The sequence below is a fragment of the Nocardiopsis moroccensis genome (genome assembly GCF_055763695.1).
This window is the reverse complement of record NZ_CP199747.1, coordinates 1,290,452-1,307,253: the sequence shown is the minus strand read 5'-3', so window position 1 is coordinate 1,307,253 and position 16,802 is coordinate 1,290,452. Positions and strand designations below refer to the sequence as shown.

Sequence of the window (16,802 nt, the reverse complement as noted above, 5' to 3'; positions counted from 1 at the left end):
AAAAGGGGGCCGGACCCGGCCTAGAAGTCCTGGTCGCAGAAGGGGGCGTCGGGGCGGGACAGGGCAGTGTCCAGGAGGTTCACCGCACCGGGGGTGTGTTCGGTGAGCAGGCCGGTGCGCAGGTACCCGGTGAGGGCCTCCCCTCCCAGGTGGGCAGCGCCCAGGCGGGAGACGTCCAGGGACAGGTCGGGGGCGGCGGCGGTGGCCTCGCAGGCGGCGCCCGAGCGGTCCGCACGCAGGTGCCAGCGGCCCGCGTTCCAGGGCGCGTGCCGGTCCGCCACCTCCAGGACCACGTCCACCGGGGCCGCGTAGGAGCGCTCCGCGAGCGCGGCGGGCACGTCCACCAGACGCAGCCACAGGGCGTCGTCGAAGGTGGTGGCCAGCCGCGTGGGGTCGGTGAGCAGGTACTGGAGCGGATCGTCCTGGGCGACACTCGCGAAGTCCACCCGGGCGACCAGGTCGCGGGTGAAGAGGTGCTCGTACAGGGCGGTCCAGGCGGCCGGGGAGGTGGCGGTGATCTCCTCGACGTTCAGGGCGGCCCGGAGACCGTCCTCCCGCTTGCGCAGGGTCCGGTACAGCGCGTATCCCCGGGGTCCGTCCGCCCCGGAGACCAAGACCGCCTTGAGGGCGCTCCTGCCCTCGCGGGTGTCGGGGGTGTCGCGCAGGGCGGCGTCCCAGAAGGCCGGGGACCGCTGGAGGCGTCCGGTCTGGACCGAGGCCACGGTGGCGTGCACCCGCTCCAGGTCGGCGCGGGCCCCGCAGGCGCGGACGAGTTCGGTGGTCAGGCCGGGGTCGCGGGGCGCCTCCGGGCGCAGTCGGGCGTGTTCGACCCGGATGCTCGACCGGTACTCGCTGTTGGCGGGCGCGTAGCCGAAACGGCCGTAGATGGCACCCTCGGAGGCCCACAGGGCGGCGAGGTTCTCGCCCCGGTCCCGGATGTCGGCGAGCTGGCGGCGCATCAGGGCGGTCAGCACCCCCTGCCGGCGGTGGGTGGGCCACACCCCCACACCGGTCACCCCGGCCACCGGCCGGATCCCGCCCGGAACAGCCATCCGGAAGGAGAAGGCGTTCACCGAACCGATGACCCTGCCGTCCCCGACGGCCCGCTCGCCCCCGGAGGGGTCCCCCTTCCCCGCCCGGTCCGCCTCGACGGCCAGGAGCAGGCGCCCGTAACCGTCCTCGGCCAGGAGCGGGGCGAGGCGTTCACGCGAGACCTCGCGCTCGTCCGAGACCAGGAGGGCCTCCCCCACGACCTCGACGACGGCGGGGAAGTCCTCCCTGCCGCCGGCGCGGACCGTCCACCCGCGCTCGGCGGGGCGCTCCCGCTCCGCCTGTTCCACTCGCTCCGACTTCCTGGCCTGACTCATACCGTTCCGTTCTGTTCGGCCGTGTGCCATGGCGGGGGCCGGGGACCCGGCCTCTCCACGGGTGCGGGGACTAGAAGACGACCCCGCAGAAGGGCGCGTCGAACCGGTGCAGGGCGGTGTCGAGGGCGTCGACCGTCCCGGGGGTGTGTTCGGTGATCAGCCCCGCGCGCAGGTACCCGGTGAGCGATGCCTGGCCGAGGTGGGCTGCGCCGAGGTGGTGGACGTCCAGGGAGAGGTCGGGGGCCCCGTCGGCGGGCTCCACCCGGGCGCCCCCGGCACCGGCCTTGATCCGCCAGCGCCCGGCGTTCCAGGGCGCGTACCGGTCGGTGACCTCCAGGACGGCCTCGAAGGGGGCCGCGTAGGGCCGCTCCGACAGAGCGCCGGCCATGTCGACCAGGCGTACCCACAGGGAGGGGTGGTGCTGGGCGAGGGCCCGGCCCCGGTCGGTGAGCAGGTGGTGCAGCGGGCAGTCCGCCGGAAGGGAGTCGAAGACGACCTTGGCGACCAGGTCCCGGCTGAACAGGTGCTCGAACAGGGCGGTCCAGGCGGCGGGGGTCGTGGCGGTGATCTCCTGGACGTGCACCTCGCCCTGGGCGCCGTCGTCGGCCCACCTGTTCCTGGTGCGGTAGAGGGCGTAGCCCGCGGGTCCGTCCTGGCCGCCCACGACCGCGGCCACCAGCGGGCCCCTGCCTCCGCGCTGGGCGGCGTCGTCGCGCAGGCTCCGGTCCCACCAGGGCCCGGTGCGGCGGAACTGGCCCACCTTGGTCGCGGCGACGGCGGCGTGCACCCGTTCCAGGTCGGCTCGCACCCGCTCCGGTTCGCGCAGGACCACCCGCAGGGCGGGGTCGCGGGGGGCGTCGGCGCGCAGGGTCCCGTAGGGGCGGCTGATGCTCGTCGACAGTTCCGTGCAGGCGCTGCCGTAGCCGAAGCGCTCGTAGATGGACCCCTCGGAGGCCCACAGGGCGGCGTAGCGCACACCGTCGGCGTGGATGTCGGCGAGTTGGCGACGCATGAGCGAGCTCAGCACTCCGCGGCGGCGATGGGTGGGCCACACGCCGACACCGGTCACCCCGGCCACCGGGACGGGGCCGCCCGGCATGGTCATCTCGAAGGGGAAGTGGTTGGCGGTACCGATGACCTCCTCCTCCCCCTCGCTGTCGTCCACCGCCACCAGGAGGCGCTCGTAGCCCAGCGCGTCGTGGAGCGGGCGCATCAGGCCCAGCATGGTGTCGACGTCGTCGCCGAACAGGAGGGCCTGGCCGAAGACCCTGGCCGCCCGGGGGAACTCGTCCGTGTCGCTGTGGCGCACGGACCACCCCGGGGTCGGTGCCGCGGGGTCCGCCTTCTGGTTATCGCTCATAGGCAAGCAATACCAGCGCTCCCGGAGCGGCGGCCACTGGTTTTGGCCGTGGCGGCGGTCTCCTCGGCGGTTCGGGGCACGGGACCGCCCCGGTCGGGTCAAGCGCGAGTAAGCCGGTCCCGGCCGGGGCAGGTTCCGGATGTGACGACACGAGAGACCCCTACGCCTCCCGACGCCCCCGGACTGGTCGTGGGGGTGGACGCCGGAGGCACCACCACCCGTGCCCTGGTCACCACCCTTCGCGGCGAACGTCTGGGGGAGGCCTGGGCGGGGGGAGCCAACCCCAACACCCGCGGCCCCGAGCAGGCGGGCGAGCAGCTGACCGAGGCGATCGGCACCGCTCTGGACCGGGCCGGGCCCGGCGCGCGCGAGGCCGTGGCGGCGAGCGTGGTCGGGCTGGCCGGGTACTCCGCGCTGCGCGACGGGAGCGTCCGGGCCAGGTTGGAGCGCGCTCTGGGCAAGGCCGGACTGGCGCCGACCGGGCGGGAGTTCACCGGTGACGACGTCGTCGCCTTCGCCTCCGGGACCCCCGAGCGCTACGGCACCGTCCTCGTCGCGGGGACCGGGGCGATCGCCACCCGGATCGAGGACCGACGCCGCGGCAGGTCGGCCGACGGCATGGGCTGGCTGATCGGCGACGAGGGTTCGGCGTTCTGGATCGGCCACCAGGCGGCCCGGGAGACCGCCCGCCAGCTCAGCCGCGGCGGTGAGCTCAGCCCGCTGGCCCGTACGGTGGCCAAGCAGGTCATCCCCGGGCAGCGGCCGAGCGGCACCGGCCAGTGGCCCGAGGAGCACGCGCGCGACTTCGCCCGTGCCCTGACCGCGGCTCCCCCGGTCGGTCTGGCCGAACTCGCTCCGCTGGTCACCGACGCCTACGAGGCCGGTGACGAGGCGGCGGTGGTGATCGTGAACGCTGCCGCGGGCCACCTCGCGCAGTCGGTGCACCAGGTGCGCGTCCCCGGGGAGCCCCTGCCCGTGGTCCTGTCCGGCGGTGTGCTCACCCGTTCGGCGCCGGTCCGCGAGGCCCTGACCCACAAGCTCACCATGGGGACCGGTGCCCCGGTGATCCTGGCCGGGTGCACCTGTGGCGGTGCGGCCTGGCTGGCGGCGCTGGGCGCGGGGGCCGAGGAGCGTGACCCCGGCCTGCACGAGGCCTTCACCCGGCCCGAGCGCGTGGCTGTCCCGGCCTGACCGCTCGGCCACCCGGCCGGGCCGGGTGGCCACCCCGCTCCTCCGGTTTGCCCGGCTCCGACACAGTGTCCTACTGTATGTCTGGTTAGGCTTACCTAACCTTAATGAGAGGGGACGCCGTGACGGAGCGGCAGGCGCGTCCGAAGAGGACCGTGCACACCGGCCGGGTCGAAAGCGTGGAGCAGCTGACCCCGCACATGATCAGGGTCGTCCTGGGCGGTGAGGGACTGTCGGAGTTCGCCACCGGCGGCGCCACCGACAGCTACGTCAAGCTGCTGTTCCCACCGCCCGGTCCGAACGATCCCGAGTCCTTCGACCTCGACGCGGTCCGGGCCGAACGCCCCCGCTCGGAGTGGCCCCTCACCCGCACCTACACCGTGCGCTCCTGGGACCCCGGCACCCGTGAACTGACCATCGACTTCGTCCACCACGGCGAGGTCGGCCTGGCCGGGGTCTGGGCCGCCGGTGCCGAGCCCGGCGACCGACTGCGCCTGCTCGGCCCCGGCGGCGGTTACGCGCCCGACCCCGAGGCCGACTGGCACCTGCTGGCCGGGGACGAGAGCGCTCTGCCCGCCATCGCCGCAGCCCTCGAACAGCTGCCCGAGGGGCGCCCCGCGCACGTGTTCGTCGAGGTCGAGGACGCCCGCGAGGAACAGCCCCTGGCCGCGGCCCAGGGTGTGCGCGTGCACTGGCTGCACCGTGACGGCGGCGTTCCGGGGTCACGGCTGGTCCCGGCCGTGCGTGCCCTGGAGTTCCCGCCCGGGGACGTCCAGGCGTTCGTGCACGGCGAGGCCGGCTTCGTCCGCGACCTGCGCCGCCTGCTGCGCGTCGAACTCGCCCTGCCCAAGGAACGCCTGTCGGTGTCCGGCTACTGGCGTCTGGGCCGGAACGAGGACGGCTGGCAGGCCTCCAAGGCCGAGTGGAACCGGAGTGTGGAGGCAGAGGAGGCCGCCGCCCTCCGCAGCTGAGCGGCGGCCCCGCCGTTCCGGCGGACGGCCCCGCCCCCACAGCTCACAGGTCGAGGGATTCCAGGGCGATCAGGTAACCCTCGTTGAAGGTCGGGAACTGCGGGATCGTGTCCCGCAGGGCCGCGATCGGCAGGCCCATGCGGATCGCGAGCGCAGCCGTGTGGATCCACTCCGAGGCCAGTGCGCCGAACGCCCAGGCCCCCACCAGGACGCCGTGCTCGCGGTCGGCGACCAGCCCCAGAGTGCCCCGCGGGTCGGTGTCCATGGTCCAGGGCCGGGCCAGGGCAGCGGTCAGGTCCGTCTCGGCGGTGACGGCGTCGATCCCCCGCTCCCTCGCCTGGGCCTCGGTCAGTCCGACCGCCGCGACCTCCGGGTAGGAGAACACCACCCGGGGCACGGCCGTGTAGTCGGCCGCACGGTCCGCACCGAGGATGTTGTCGGCGATCACCCGCCCCTGGTACTTGGCCACGTGGGTGAACATGGCCCGGGCGGTGACGTCCCCGGCGGCCCACAGCCCGGGGGCGGCCCGGCAGCGGTCGTCCACCGGCAGCGCCGCACCGTCCAGTTCCACGCCGAGCTCGGCCAGGCCCAGCTCACCGGCGCGGGGCCTGCGCCCGGTGGCCAGGACCATCACGTCGGCCCGGATCCGCTCACCGTCGGAGAGGACCGCGGCGACGCCGTCGCCCTCCCGGGCCACCGACTCGACCTGGCTGTCCAGGCGGACGGTGATCCCGTCCCGGTCGAACTGGTCGCTGACGAGCTCGCACAGCCGGGGATCCTCGCGGTCCAGGAGCCGGGGGCCGCGCTGGACGATCGTGACCCGGGTGCCCATCCGGGCCAGGAACTGGCCCAGTTCGACACCGACCGCGCTCCCGCCGACCACCAGGGCGCTCCCGGGGATCTCGGTCAGGGTGGTCGCCTCGCGGTTGGTCCACAGCACGTCGGGGTCGAGGCCGTCCAGCCCGTCGATCGGGGGGACCTGCACGCTCGCCCCGGTGGCCACGACCACGTGGTCGGCGGTGTGCTCGGTGTCGCCGACCGCCACCCGCCAGGGGTCACGGCCCACGATCCGCGCGGCGCCCCGCAGGACCAGGGCACCGCGCTCCCGGTAGCCCTCGACCTGCGCGGAGTCGTCGAGGTGGCGGATCATCTGGTCCCGGTAGGAGCGCAGGGCGGGCCAGTCCAGTGCGGGGTCCCCGACCCCGGCGGCGCCGACCGCCTCCTCGCGCACCTCCGGGGGGCGCAGCAGCACCTTCGTGGGGATGCAGGCCCAGTAACCGCACTCGCCGCCGACGAGGTCGCGTTCGACCACCGCCACCCGTCGCCCCGCGGTGATCAGACGGTCGGCGACCGTCTCGCCGCCCGGGCCCATCCCGATGACGATCGCGTCCAGGTGCTCCATGAGGTCCTCCCGAGAGGCCACCGGCTCGGACCCGGCGGCCAACCACGATGGTGTCCCCGGGGAGGGGTCCAAGGGAAGAGCCGACACGCGTACCCGGGGCCCCGGGTACCGGGCCCGGGAGGGGGATGCTGGGGGCCAGGGCCCGGCGCGGGGCCGTCGGCTCGCTCGTGGAGCCTGCCGGGGTCGGCCGGTGGGACGCCTCACAGCTCTGACATGCGGCGATCGGGTGGCTTCCGTGCTGTACTTCTTGGTTGGCACCCGGACCGAACCGAAAGGAACCGCCGCCCCGGCGCACACGCATGTCCACCCAGAACATCATTCTCCTCCTCGACCTCATGGGGATCTTCGCGTTCGCCCTCGACGGGGCGCTGACCGCGATCCGCACCGCGAGGGTCGACATCGTCGGGGTGATGGCGCTCGGGGTGGTGACCGCCATCGGCGGCGGCATCATCCGCGACGTCCTGCTCGGTGAGACCCCGGCGACCTTCCAGGACTGGCGGTACCTGGTGACCGCGCTGGCCGGGGGGACGCTGGCGTTCTTCCTCAGCAGCCAGCTCACCCACCTGTCCAAACCGATCCTGCTGTTCGACGCCGCCGGGCTGAGCCTGTTCGCGGTGATCGGGGCGACCAAGGCCCTGGAGTTCGGTTTCGGCCCGCTCCAGGCGGTCCTGCTGGGTGTCATCACCGGGGTGGGCGGGGGCACCATCCGCGACGTCCTGCTCAACCGGATACCGACGGTGCTCAGCGCCAACTCGCACCTGTACGCGATCCCGGCGATGCTCGCGGCGGGGATCGTGGTCGCCGCGGACCTGGTCGGGTTCTCCGCCGGGTGGATCGCGATCGTGGGCGCGCTGGTGTGCTTCGGCACGCGAGTGCTGTCCCTGCGCTACCGCTGGAACGCCCCGAGCCCGCCCGGGGCACCGCCGCTGTAGCGCCCCGGAGCGGGGACCGGTCAGGGCTGGAGCATGACCTGCCAGACGTGCCCGTCCGGGTCGGCGCACAGGGCCGTGTAGCCCCAGGGCTTGTGCTCGGGTTCGGCCAGCACCTCTCCCCCGGCGCCCCGGACCCGTTCGACCAGGTCGTCGACCTCCCGTTCGTCGGCAACGGCCATCCCCAGAAGGCACTCGCTGGTGCCTGGCCCCGCGAGCTCGCGGCCGTCACCGAGGACCCAGCCGAACCCGCCCCTGGGGATGAGCAGCAGCACGGTGCGCTGGTCGATCAGGAACATGAGCGGCTCGGGCACGCCGTCCTCGGCGGGTTCACCGACGGGCTCGAAACCGAAGGCCTCGCGGTAGAAGGCCATCGCCCTCGCCCGGTCGTCGATCGGCAGGGCCACGGAAGGGCTACGGGTGGTCGTGGACACGGGCTGCTCCGTTCGTCGGGATACACGGCATCATCTCCCCTACGGACTCCCGGCCGCGGTGAAACTCATCGCGGGTCGGGCCCGGGTCCGCCCCCGTGCGGTTCCGGCACCCGGCCCGTCCGAAGAGCGCGGGCGGCGGTGCGGCGCAGGGTGGCGACCATGGCGGGCACCGGTTCGGGCGGGCGGCTCCGGTGCACCGTGTAGATCTCCCGGGCCAGGCGGGTGCCGCGCAGCGGCCGGCTGACCCACCCGCCGCCACGCGCCGCGCCGAGGATGCTCCGCGGGATCAGGGCGACACCGACCCCCGCCTCGATGAGGGCGAGGGCGACCTCGTAGTCGCGGGTCTCGTAGGCGACGGTCAGGCGCACACCGGCAGCCGCTGCGGCGGTGTCCAGGCTGATCCGGTTGTGGATGCCGGGCGCCCCGCAGATCCACTCCTCCCCCGCCAGGTCGGCCAGGGAGAGTTCGTTGTCGGCGATCGGGTGGCCGGTGGGCGCCACCGCCATGAGCGGGTCCACCAGGAGGCGTTCGCGGTGCAGACCGCCGCTGCGGGGCAGGGGAACCCCCGGGTAGCGGTGCGTGACGAGCAGGTCGAGGTCGCCGGAGGAGACCAGGCCGTGGCCTCCTGGCGGTTCGATGTCGGACAGGGACAGGCGCACGTGGGGGTGTTCGTGGCCGAAGGCGGCGAGCGCCTCGGGGAGCAGGACCTTGCCCGCGCTGGCGAAGGCACCCAGGGACAGGCGTCCGGGGCGGTCTCCGGCCACGGCGCGGACCGCGGCCTCGGCGTCACGGAGCTCACCCAGCACGCGCTCGCCGTGTTCGAGCAGGACCCGTCCGGCCTCGGTGAGGGTGGCGCCGGTGCGACCGCGTTCGACCAGGACGCACCCGACCTCGCGTTCCAGTTTCGTGAGCTGTTGGGACAGGGCCGGAGGGGTGAAGGAGAGCCGGTCCGCGGCGGCGGCGATCGATCCGGCGTGCGCGATCTCCACCAGGACCCGCAACCTGTTGGCGTCCAGCACGGAACGTCCCTCCCTCCTCGATCCAAGTCAAACCCTGACACAAAGATCTGCTTAACCTTCTTTAGCAGACCCAACTTTAAGTTAATGCTCGGTAGCGGCAGAGTGGGAACATGAGCACCACGACCGCGCCCGCCGTGCCCACGGCCACCGACGTCCGCGCCGCCGCCGAGCGCATCGCCCCGCACGCCCGCAGGACCCCGGTGCTGCGCACCGAACTCGACGGCCGCCCCCTCACCCTGAAGCTGGAGCAGCTCCAGCTGACGGGGGCGTTCAAGCTGCGGGGCGCCCTCAACGCCCTGATGGGCGGGGAGCCCACCGAGCGGGTGATCACCGCCTCCGGCGGCAACCACGGCCTGGGGGTGGCCACGGCCGCACGGATCCTGGGTGTGCGCGCCACGGTGTACGTGCCCGAGACTGTGCCCGCGGCCAAGGCCGAGCCGCTGATGGCCACCGGTGCGGAGATCGTCCGGGTCGGCGAGCACTACGCGGTGGCCGCCGAGGCCGCCCTGGAGCGGGCCGCCGCCGAGGGCGTGCGCTACCTGCACGCCTTCGACGACGCGCTCGTGGTCGCGGGCCAGGGGACCGTCGGCCTGGAGGTCGCCGCCGACGCGCCCGAGTGCGACTCGATCGTGGTCGCCGTGGGCGGCGGCGGTCTGGCCGCCGGTGTGCGCCTGGGCGCCGAGGGCCGCCGCGTGGTGGCGGTCGAGCCCGAGGGCTGCCAGAGCATGCACGCCGCGCTGGCCGCCGACCACCCGGTCCGGACGCCGGTGGACTCGGTCGCCTCCTCCGCTCTGGGCGCCGCCACCCTGGGCCGGGTGCCCTTCGAGGTGCTGCGCGCCAATCCGGTGACGCCCGCGCTGGTCAGCGACGCCGAGATCATCAGCGCGCAGACCCGCCTGTGGCAGGACTTCCGCATCGCCACCGAGCCCGCCGCGGCCGTCCCCTTCGCCGCCTGGCTGGCCGGGCGCGTTCCGGGTGAGAACCCGTGCCTGGTCGTGTGCGGCGCCAACGCCGACTGGCGGCTGTCCGGCTGAGAGGCCGGCAGGCGCGCGTTCGGCCGCGGACGGAGCCGGGCGCACAGGTGTCGGGCGGGTGGAGGGGGCTGGTCCTCGGGGGCCGGTGTCCCTCCTTTCGGACCCCTCCGTTTAGCCTGGTGACGCAGCACACTCCGTGTGCGGCAAGTCATGGTTACTGCCCGGTCACCGTTACATTGAGGTCGGCTCCGTCCGACGATAAAAGGGAGAACACGTGCTCTACGGTGCGTTGCGGCAGACCGCGGCGGTCCTCGCCCGGACCCTGTGCCGGCCGACCATCGAGGGCCGTGACAACGTCCCCGCCACCGGGCCGGTGCTCCTGGCCAGCAACCACCTGTCCTTCGTGGACAGCGTCGTCATCCCCCTCTCGGTCACCCAGCGCCGGGTACGTTTCCTCGCCAAGTCCGACTACTTCGAGACCCCCGGCGTCAAGGGAAGGCTCAGCAAGACCGTGTTCAGCTCCCTGGGAGCCATGCCGGTCCGGCGCGGCAACGCGCGCGACGCCATGGTGTCGCTGGAGATGATGCTGGACCGGCTCAACGCCGGCGAGGCCTGCGTGGTCTACCCCGAGGGCACCCGTTCCCGCGACGGCCGCCTCTACCGCGGCCGCACCGGCGTCGCCCACCTCGCCCTGGAGTCCAAGGCCGTGGTCGTGCCGGTGGGGCTCAGTGGCACCCAGGAGGTCCAGCCGATCGGGGCGAACATGCCGCGCCCCCGCCCCTTCACCGTGCGTTTCGGCGAACCGATGGACTTCTCCACCGGGTTCGACCACCTGGCTCCGGCCAAGGCCCGCCGGGTCATCACCGACCGGATCATGGACGCCATCGGCGACCTCACCGGCCAGGAACGCGTCGGCGCCTACAACGACCACGGCGCCGGGGAGTAGCCCCCGGGCTCCGCTGGGAGTCCGCCCGCTCTCCCCTCATGGACAGTGCGTACCGGCGGCGGGAGCATACCCGTGCGCGGCCCACGTCGCCCGCCCCTCCGCGGAACGCTCCTCAGAACTCTCCGCCCGCGCGCCCGGCCGCTCCGCGGGGCCGAAGGGTCCACGCCAGGAATTCGGAAAACTTCGCATGCCTGGTGGGAGCGCTCCCTAAGTCATTTATCGAATATATCCGGTTGCCCCCGGGACGGAAGCGGAGATAGGTTCGCACGTCGCTGATCCATCAAGGGGTGGCCGCCTTATGCTGCCCTCCTTTCCCGCGCCTGGCAGGCGCACGAGACGGCCTGTCCGCAAAACGAGAACCGACAAGGGAAAGGACGGTGCACAGGGTGAACCTCCCTGCCTCCGAAGAAGTGGGACTCCCCGAGAAGAGCAGACCGAAGGCCCTGTTCAGGGCACGGAGGGAATGGGTTTTCTTCGCCACCCTGTGGAAGTCCCATCCGGCCCTGACCGTGGCATGGTGGGCACTGATCCTGTTCCAGGGGATTCTTCCCGCCGTCTTCGTCGTGGCGGTCGGTGTGCTCGTCGGTGCCGTCGCCGACGGCGCCCCGCTCCGGTCACCGCTGATCCTGATCGGTGTCGTCTTCGTCCTGATGCAGGTCATGACGCCCCTGCAGTCCCAGGTCGGCTCGCTGCTGGGCGAGCACGTCTCCGACCGTCTGCACGACCGCCTGCTCCTGGCCGCGAACACCCCGGACGGTGTCGCGCACCTGGAGGACCGCGAGCACATGGACGAGCTCACCGCCGCCCGGGACTTCGACCTCGGGATGGTCGGCCCACCCCTGCACCTGTCCATGGGCATCATCGCGGGCGGCCTGGTGGAGGCCGTAGCGGGCCTGGCCCAGGCGGTGGTCCTGGCCGCCTACGCCTGGTGGGCGCCGCTGCTGGTCGGCGGCGCCTGGCTCTCCACCCACTGGCTGCTGCGCGAGAGCACCCAGTGGGACCGCAACACCGGTGAGGTCCTCGACGCCCAGCGCCGCGCCGAGTACTCCTACCGGCTGGCGGTGGACTCCCCCGCCGCCAAGGAGATCCGGCTCTTCGGCCTGGCCGGCTGGCTGACCGACCGCTTCGCCGCGGACCGGCGCACCCTCATCGAACTGCGCTGGCACGCCACCCGGCTGCGGCAGAAACCGATGCGCTGGACGGTCCTGGTCCTGGCCGTCTCGGGAGGGCTGTTCTTCTGGTCCCTGGGACGCGACGCCGCCTCGGGCGCCGTCGGCCTGGGCCAGGTGAGCACCTTCGCCTACGCGGCCGTCGGCGCGAGCGCCCTGGCCTTCGGCGGCCTGAACTGGGCCCTGTCCCTGGCTGCCGACGGCGTGGCGTCGGTGCTGCGGGTGGAGCAGGCGATGTCCGCCGGCGCCGCGGCCCGCGCCGTGGTCTCCGGCCGGGCCCCGGCGGAGGACATGCCCGCGGCGCAGGTCAGGTTCCGCGACGTGACCTTCTCCTACCCGGGGATGTCCGCACCGGTCCTGGACGGCCTCGACCTCACCGTTCCGGCCGGGAGTTCGCTGGCCGTGGTCGGTGTCAACGGTGCGGGCAAGTCGACCCTGGTCAAGCTGCTGTGCCGCCTCTACGACCCGGTCTCGGGAACGGTCGAGGTCGACGGCACCGACCTGAGGGACCTGGACGTGGAATCCTGGCGCCGCCGCCTCAGCGCCGTCTTCCAGGACTTCGTCCGCTACGAGCTGCCGCTCAGGGACAACGTCGCCCCCCTGGGCGCCGCCCCCGAACAGGTCCTCGAAGCCCTGGCGGTCGCCGGCGCCACGGATCTGCGCGACCCGGACACCGTGCTCTCCCCCGGGTACGCCAACGGCACCGATCTGTCCGGAGGACAGTGGCAGCGGGTTGCCCTGGCCCGGGTGCTGTGCGCAGTGAACCAGGGCGCGGGCGTGGTGGTCCTGGACGAGCCCACGGCCCAACTGGACGTGCGCGGGGAGGCCGAGGTCTTCGACCGGGTGCTGGAAGCCACCCGCGGGTGCACGACCATCCTGATCTCGCACCGCTTCTCCACGGTCCGGCGCGCCGACCGGATCTGCGTCGTGGACCGGGGCCGGGTGATCGAGACCGGCAGCCACGACGAACTCATGGTCCTCCAGGGCACCTACGCACGGCTCTTCCACCTCCAGGCCGCGCGGTTCAATGAGGAACAGGACGGAGCCGACCATGCCGACCGATGACCACCCGCTGCCCTCGTCCTGGCGGGCGCTGGCCCGCACGCTGCGGTTGGGCTGGACGGCCTCACCCGGACTCATCGTCGTCGCGTTCGCCACCACGGTCGGCGCCGCCCTGCCCGACGTGCTGATCGCCGCCGTTCTGGCGATGCTCACCGAGGCGGTGGTCTCCGGCGGCCCCGTCGACATGGTCACCGCTTCCGTACTCCTGGGGGCACTGGCCGCTCTGAGCTGGCTGTTGCGCGTGGTGAGCGAGCGGGCCAACCGCCGTTTCGCAGACCGTGCCGCGGTGTTCATGGAAGCGCACGTGGTGCGGCTGCAAAGCGGTACCCCCTCCCTGGAGCACCACGAACGCCCCGCCTACGTCAACCGCGCCCAGCTGCTGCGCGACCACGCGGACACGCTCAGCGAGGTCTACCAGTACCTGTTCCAGGCGATCGGCGCCCTCCTGCGCCTGGGCCTGACCATGGCGCTGCTGATGACCATCCACCCCCTGCTCGGGCTGCTGGGGCTGTTCGCCGTACCCACCGCCCTGGTCTCCCACTGGCGGGGCGGGGTGGAGCACGCGCTGGAGGAGAGGACCGGACACCACGAGCGACTGGCGCGGCACTTCTTCCTGCTGGGCACCAAGGCCTCCCCCGGGCGCGAACTGCGCGTCAGCCGAACCCGGGAACGGGTGCGCGCGGGGCGCCACCAGGCCTGGGCCGCACGCCACCGGGCCATGTCCCGGGCCCGCTGGACCACCACGGCGTGGCGGGCGGCTGCGTTGGCGGTCTTCGGCGGCGCGTTCATGGGCTCCCTCGCCTGGGTGGCGCTGGGCGGCGGTTCTGCGGCCGAGGTCGTCCTGCTCCTCAGTGCCGGCAGCCGCCTGGCCCAGTACATCGGCCAGACGCTCAACCAGGTCCATTTCCTGCGCACCATCTGGCTGGAGGGAGGGCGCCGGCTGCTGTGGCTGGAGGAGTTGTCCCGCGCCTCGGTCGCGAGCGGCCCCGTCCCCCCGCCGGAACGGATGCGCTCGGGCATCACCCTGGACAAGGTGTCGTTCGGCTACTCCGGGACGGACCGGCCGGTTCTGGACGAGGTCACGCTCCACCTGCCCGCAGGAGCGGTGGTGGCCGTCGTCGGTGAGAACGGGGCGGGCAAGTCCACGCTGGTCAAGCTACTGGCCAAGATGTACGAACCCGACTCCGGGCGGATCCTGGTCGACGACGTCCCCCTCGCCGACATGCCGGCCGAGGCTTGGCGCGCACGGCTCTCCGGCGCCTTCCAGGACTTCGCGCGCTTGGAGTACCCGCTGCGCCTGTCCATCGGCCTCGGCGACCTGCCCCGGGCCGAGGACGAGAGCGCCGTCGACCGGGCGGTCGAGCGCGCCGACGCCCGCACCCTGGTCGAGGGGCTCGACCGGGGGCTGAACACCCAGCTCGGCAACACCTGGGCCCAGGGGGCCGAACTGTCCGAGGGGCAGTGGCAGAAGGTAGCCCTCGCCCGCGGCTACATGCGCGACCACCCGCTGCTGCTACTGCTGGACGAGCCCGCCTCCGCCCTGGACGCCGAGACCGAGCACCTGTTGTTCGAGCAGTACGCCGAGCGTGCCCGTGCCCTGCGGGACCGGGACCGCATCACGCTCCTGGTCTCGCACCGCTACTCCACCGTGCGCATGGCCGACCACATCGTCGTCATGGACGGTGCGCGGGTGATCGAGCAGGGCACCCACACGCAGCTCATGGAGCTCGGCGGGCGCTACGCCGAACTGTACGGAATCCAGGCCCGCGCCTACCGCGTCGAACGGTGATCGCGGAACCCCGCCGGCACCGGCCGGGGCGGGCCTGACCGGCCGGCGGGACAGCGGCGGACCGCGGACGGTTCAGCGACAGCGCGGACAGACACCCGTCAGTTCGAAGGAGTAGTCGAGCTCCCCGAACCCGCTCGTGCCCCGGACCCTCTCCGCGACCTCGGCGAGCTCGGCGAGGTGGGCGATCTCCTCCACCCTCCCGCAGAGTCGGCAGAAGAGGTGGTGGTGCCGGGCCGGGGTCCGGCACCGGCGGTACAGGCGCTCCCCGTCCGGGGAGTGGACGGTGTCGAGCAGTTCCTCCTGCGCCATCCGGTGGACCGTGCGGTAGACGGTGGACAGACTCGGGCCGCCCGGGGCGGAGGGCAGTGCCCGTTCCATCTCCCGGTGGATCTCACGGCAGCTGAGGAACCGCGTCCCATGCCCGAGAACCTTGAGTACGGCCTCCTCGTACCTGGGGGTCTTGACCATGTCAGCACGCTGCCCGGAACGGCGCTGCTGCGGGCAGGGGGCCGACCCGGTGCCGGCATCGCCCTTCGAACACGGGGAGAACTCCTGGGGGTGATCACGACTCGGTCTTATGAAAATGATTATCAGTACCATATCACGCACAAGCCGATTCCGCCCGAAATGGACCGAGCACCCCGGATCGGTGTACAGTGTGGAAACGATTTTCATTTTCAAGCAAGGGCGCCACCCCGGGACACCCCGTGGGCGGGCCCGGACACAGGACCGGGCCGACCGTTCACGATCCGGCCGAACTGAGGGTTCGGCGGATCTCCTGCCCCGGGCGGGGTCAGTGCTCCGAGTGCTCGTCCCAGTGCCCGTCGTGCTCACGGTGGAGGTGACCGTCGTGAACGTAGTCCACATGGTCCTCGTGCGGCACGGCCACGTGCCCGCAGCCCTGCCCGTGCTCGTGCGCGTGGCCCTCGTGCACGGCACACCCCTCGGCACGGCACTCGTCCCAGTGCCCGTCGTGCTCACGGTGGAGGTGACCGTCGTGAACGTAGTCCACATGGTCCTCGTGCGGCACGGCCACGTGCCCGCAGCCCTGCCCGTGCTCGTGCGCGTGGCCCTCGTGCACGGAATGCGTGACGGCCATATCTCCCCCAGTTTTTCTGCACCCGTCGGCTCCCCGGAAACAAGAACAACGTATCCACCGAAAACAGGCTACTTCAAGAAGGAATGGAAGCCATGTCGAGGTTTTAACCCCCATTTGAACCAACACCGGACCCACCCCACCCTCCAGAGCACCTGAAGCCACAGCTCACACCGCATTTTGCGAATACGGAAACCATTATCACCACCCCGGAAGAAGCACCGGAATCCGCGACGGCGCCCGAGGGGCGCCGGCTTTCCAAAAATACGGCGGCCTTCGACACACCCTTACCCGCCCACTGAAGTGATCCCGTCCAGGAGGTTCACCTTGTCCGAACACGACGACCCCTACGAGCGCTCCGGCCAGTTCCTCGACCTCATGATCGCCGGCTGGTGGGAGCACAACGGCGCGACCATCGCCGAAGCCCTGAAGGACCTGCCCGCCGACACGGGGCCGGTGGTCGACGCGGGCGCGGGCGGCGGCCAGGGGACCAGGCTCATCGCCCGCACTCTCCCCCGCGCGCACATCCTGGCGATCGAGCCCTCACTACCGCTGAGGGCGGTTCTGCTCTCCCGCACGTTCGAGGACCCGGACCTGCGCACACGGGTGAGCGTGGACGGCGACGACCTGCTGGCCGCCCGCCTGCCGGACCGGATCGGCGGCCTGGTGGCGGCCAACCTCATCGGCCACTTCAGTCCGCACGAGCGCGACCGGCTCTGGGAGGACCTGTCGGCCCGCCTGGCACCGGGGGCGTTCGTGCTGCTCAACCTGCCCCTACCGGTCGAGCCCGAACGCGTCGAACGCGCCCGGATGAGCGAGCTCCACATCGGCGCCCACTCCTACGTGGGATGGGCGGGTGCCGAACCAACCGGGTCGGAACGGATCTCCTGGCACATGACCTACGAGGTCCACGAGGGCGAGCGGCTCGTCAGCCGCGACGAGGTCCACTACGACTGGTGGACGGTCTCCGAGAAGGCGCTGCGAGCCGAGACCGAGCCCCACCGCCTGCGGGTCCTGCCGCACGGTCCGCCCGAGGCGGGCCTGTACCGGGTGCTTCGGGAGAAGGAGTAGGTCCGGGGTTCCGCGCCCCCGGCCG

General features: G+C 72.6%; 15 protein-coding genes. 8 read left to right on the top strand and 7 right to left on the bottom strand.

The window, feature by feature from the left end; translation table 11 throughout:
* Positions 1-20 precede the first annotated feature (20 nt).
* Positions 21-1,367: a GNAT family N-acetyltransferase gene (locus ACUKCB_RS05445; protein ID WP_473039361.1), complete on the bottom strand. Its 1,347-nt coding sequence runs from the start codon at positions 1,365-1,367 to the stop codon at positions 21-23.
* 70 nt (positions 1,368-1,437) lie between these two features.
* On the bottom strand, positions 1,438-2,727 hold the full coding sequence (locus tag ACUKCB_RS05440; RefSeq protein WP_473039359.1) for a GNAT family N-acetyltransferase: 1,290 nt from the start codon (positions 2,725-2,727) through the stop codon (positions 1,438-1,440).
* Between the two features lie 195 nt (positions 2,728-2,922).
* Between ACUKCB_RS05440 and ACUKCB_RS05435 the strand changes: the two genes are divergently transcribed.
* The gene (locus ACUKCB_RS05435) at positions 2,923-3,918 is read left to right on the top strand and encodes an N-acetylglucosamine kinase (protein WP_473040934.1); all 996 of its coding nucleotides are present in this window, start codon (positions 2,923-2,925) and stop codon (positions 3,916-3,918) included.
* A gap of 119 nt (positions 3,919-4,037) precedes the next feature.
* The gene (locus ACUKCB_RS05430; RefSeq protein ID WP_473039358.1) at positions 4,038-4,886 is read left to right on the top strand and encodes a siderophore-interacting protein; all 849 of its coding nucleotides are present in this window, start codon (positions 4,038-4,040) and stop codon (positions 4,884-4,886) included.
* Positions 4,887-4,929: 43 nt separating this feature from the next.
* Here the strand turns inward: ACUKCB_RS05430 and ACUKCB_RS05425 are convergent, their stop codons facing one another.
* Positions 4,930-6,288: a dihydrolipoyl dehydrogenase family protein gene (locus ACUKCB_RS05425; protein WP_473039357.1), complete on the bottom strand. Its 1,359-nt coding sequence runs from the start codon at positions 6,286-6,288 to the stop codon at positions 4,930-4,932.
* A gap of 299 nt (positions 6,289-6,587) precedes the next feature.
* Between ACUKCB_RS05425 and ACUKCB_RS05420 the strand changes: the two genes are divergently transcribed.
* On the top strand, positions 6,588-7,220 hold the full coding sequence (locus tag ACUKCB_RS05420) for a trimeric intracellular cation channel family protein (protein ID WP_473039356.1): 633 nt from the start codon (positions 6,588-6,590) through the stop codon (positions 7,218-7,220).
* 20 nt (positions 7,221-7,240) lie between these two features.
* Here ACUKCB_RS05420 and ACUKCB_RS05415 read toward each other — a convergent pair whose 3' ends face one another.
* Together ACUKCB_RS05415 and ACUKCB_RS05410 are read right to left on the bottom strand one after the other, a co-directional pair.
* Positions 7,241-7,651, bottom strand: coding sequence for a VOC family protein (locus ACUKCB_RS05415; RefSeq protein WP_473039355.1), 411 nt, complete (start codon positions 7,649-7,651; stop codon positions 7,241-7,243).
* A gap of 65 nt (positions 7,652-7,716) precedes the next feature.
* A complete protein-coding gene (locus ACUKCB_RS05410; protein ID WP_473039354.1) occupies positions 7,717-8,670 on the bottom strand; it encodes a LysR substrate-binding domain-containing protein in 954 nt (317 codons plus the stop codon).
* Positions 8,671-8,780: 110 nt separating this feature from the next.
* Between ACUKCB_RS05410 and ACUKCB_RS05405 the strand changes: the two genes are divergently transcribed.
* From ACUKCB_RS05405 to ACUKCB_RS05390, 4 genes are all read left to right on the top strand, one after another.
* On the top strand, positions 8,781-9,704 hold the full coding sequence (locus tag ACUKCB_RS05405) for a serine/threonine dehydratase (protein WP_473039353.1): 924 nt from the start codon (positions 8,781-8,783) through the stop codon (positions 9,702-9,704).
* A gap of 214 nt (positions 9,705-9,918) precedes the next feature.
* Positions 9,919-10,590: a lysophospholipid acyltransferase family protein gene (locus ACUKCB_RS05400; protein ID WP_473039351.1), complete on the top strand. Its 672-nt coding sequence runs from the start codon at positions 9,919-9,921 to the stop codon at positions 10,588-10,590.
* 386 nt (positions 10,591-10,976) lie between these two features.
* Positions 10,977-12,824 (top strand): ABC transporter ATP-binding protein, encoded by a 1,848-nt coding sequence (locus ACUKCB_RS05395; RefSeq protein ID WP_473039350.1) that lies wholly within the window; start codon positions 10,977-10,979, stop codon positions 12,822-12,824.
* Positions 12,811-14,610 (top strand): ABC transporter ATP-binding protein, encoded by a 1,800-nt coding sequence (locus ACUKCB_RS05390; RefSeq protein ID WP_473039349.1) that lies wholly within the window; start codon positions 12,811-12,813, stop codon positions 14,608-14,610. The genes ACUKCB_RS05395 and ACUKCB_RS05390 overlap by 14 nt, the downstream gene beginning before the upstream one ends.
* A 72-nt stretch (positions 14,611-14,682) precedes the next feature.
* On the opposite strand, the gene ACUKCB_RS05385 is transcribed toward ACUKCB_RS05390, so the two are convergent.
* Together ACUKCB_RS05385 and ACUKCB_RS05380 are read right to left on the bottom strand one after the other, a co-directional pair.
* Entirely contained in the window at positions 14,683-15,078 is a 396-nt protein-coding gene (locus ACUKCB_RS05385) for a Fur family transcriptional regulator (protein ID WP_473039348.1), read from the bottom strand.
* A gap of 325 nt (positions 15,079-15,403) precedes the next feature.
* Positions 15,404-15,709 (bottom strand): threonine dehydratase, encoded by a 306-nt coding sequence (locus tag ACUKCB_RS05380; RefSeq protein ID WP_473039347.1) that lies wholly within the window; start codon positions 15,707-15,709, stop codon positions 15,404-15,406.
* Between the two features lie 324 nt (positions 15,710-16,033).
* On the opposite strand from ACUKCB_RS05380, the gene ACUKCB_RS05375 reads away from it, so the two are divergent.
* Positions 16,034-16,777, top strand: a complete 744-nt coding sequence (locus tag ACUKCB_RS05375; RefSeq protein WP_473039346.1) for a class I SAM-dependent methyltransferase — start codon at positions 16,034-16,036, stop codon at positions 16,775-16,777.
* Positions 16,778-16,802: the final 25 nt, after the last annotated feature.

Excerpts from the sequence above, each read along its gene's own strand:
- ACUKCB_RS05445 (WP_473039361.1), bottom strand. The coding sequence starts at position 1,367 with ATGAGTCAGGCCAGGAAGTCGGAGCGAGTGGAACAGGCGGAGCGGGAG.
- ACUKCB_RS05440 (WP_473039359.1), bottom strand. The coding sequence starts at position 2,727 with ATGAGCGATAACCAGAAGGCGGACCCCGCGGCACCGACCCCGGGGTGG.
- ACUKCB_RS05425 (WP_473039357.1), bottom strand. The coding sequence starts at position 6,288 with ATGGAGCACCTGGACGCGATCGTCATCGGGATGGGCCCGGGCGGCGAG.
- ACUKCB_RS05420 (WP_473039356.1), top strand. The coding sequence starts at position 6,588 with ATGTCCACCCAGAACATCATTCTCCTCCTCGACCTCATGGGGATCTTC.
- ACUKCB_RS05405 (WP_473039353.1), top strand. The coding sequence starts at position 8,781 with ATGAGCACCACGACCGCGCCCGCCGTGCCCACGGCCACCGACGTCCGC.
- ACUKCB_RS05390 (WP_473039349.1), top strand. The coding sequence starts at position 12,811 with ATGCCGACCGATGACCACCCGCTGCCCTCGTCCTGGCGGGCGCTGGCC.
- ACUKCB_RS05385 (WP_473039348.1), bottom strand. The coding sequence starts at position 15,078 with ATGGTCAAGACCCCCAGGTACGAGGAGGCCGTACTCAAGGTTCTCGGG.
- ACUKCB_RS05380 (WP_473039347.1), bottom strand. The coding sequence starts at position 15,709 with ATGGCCGTCACGCATTCCGTGCACGAGGGCCACGCGCACGAGCACGGG.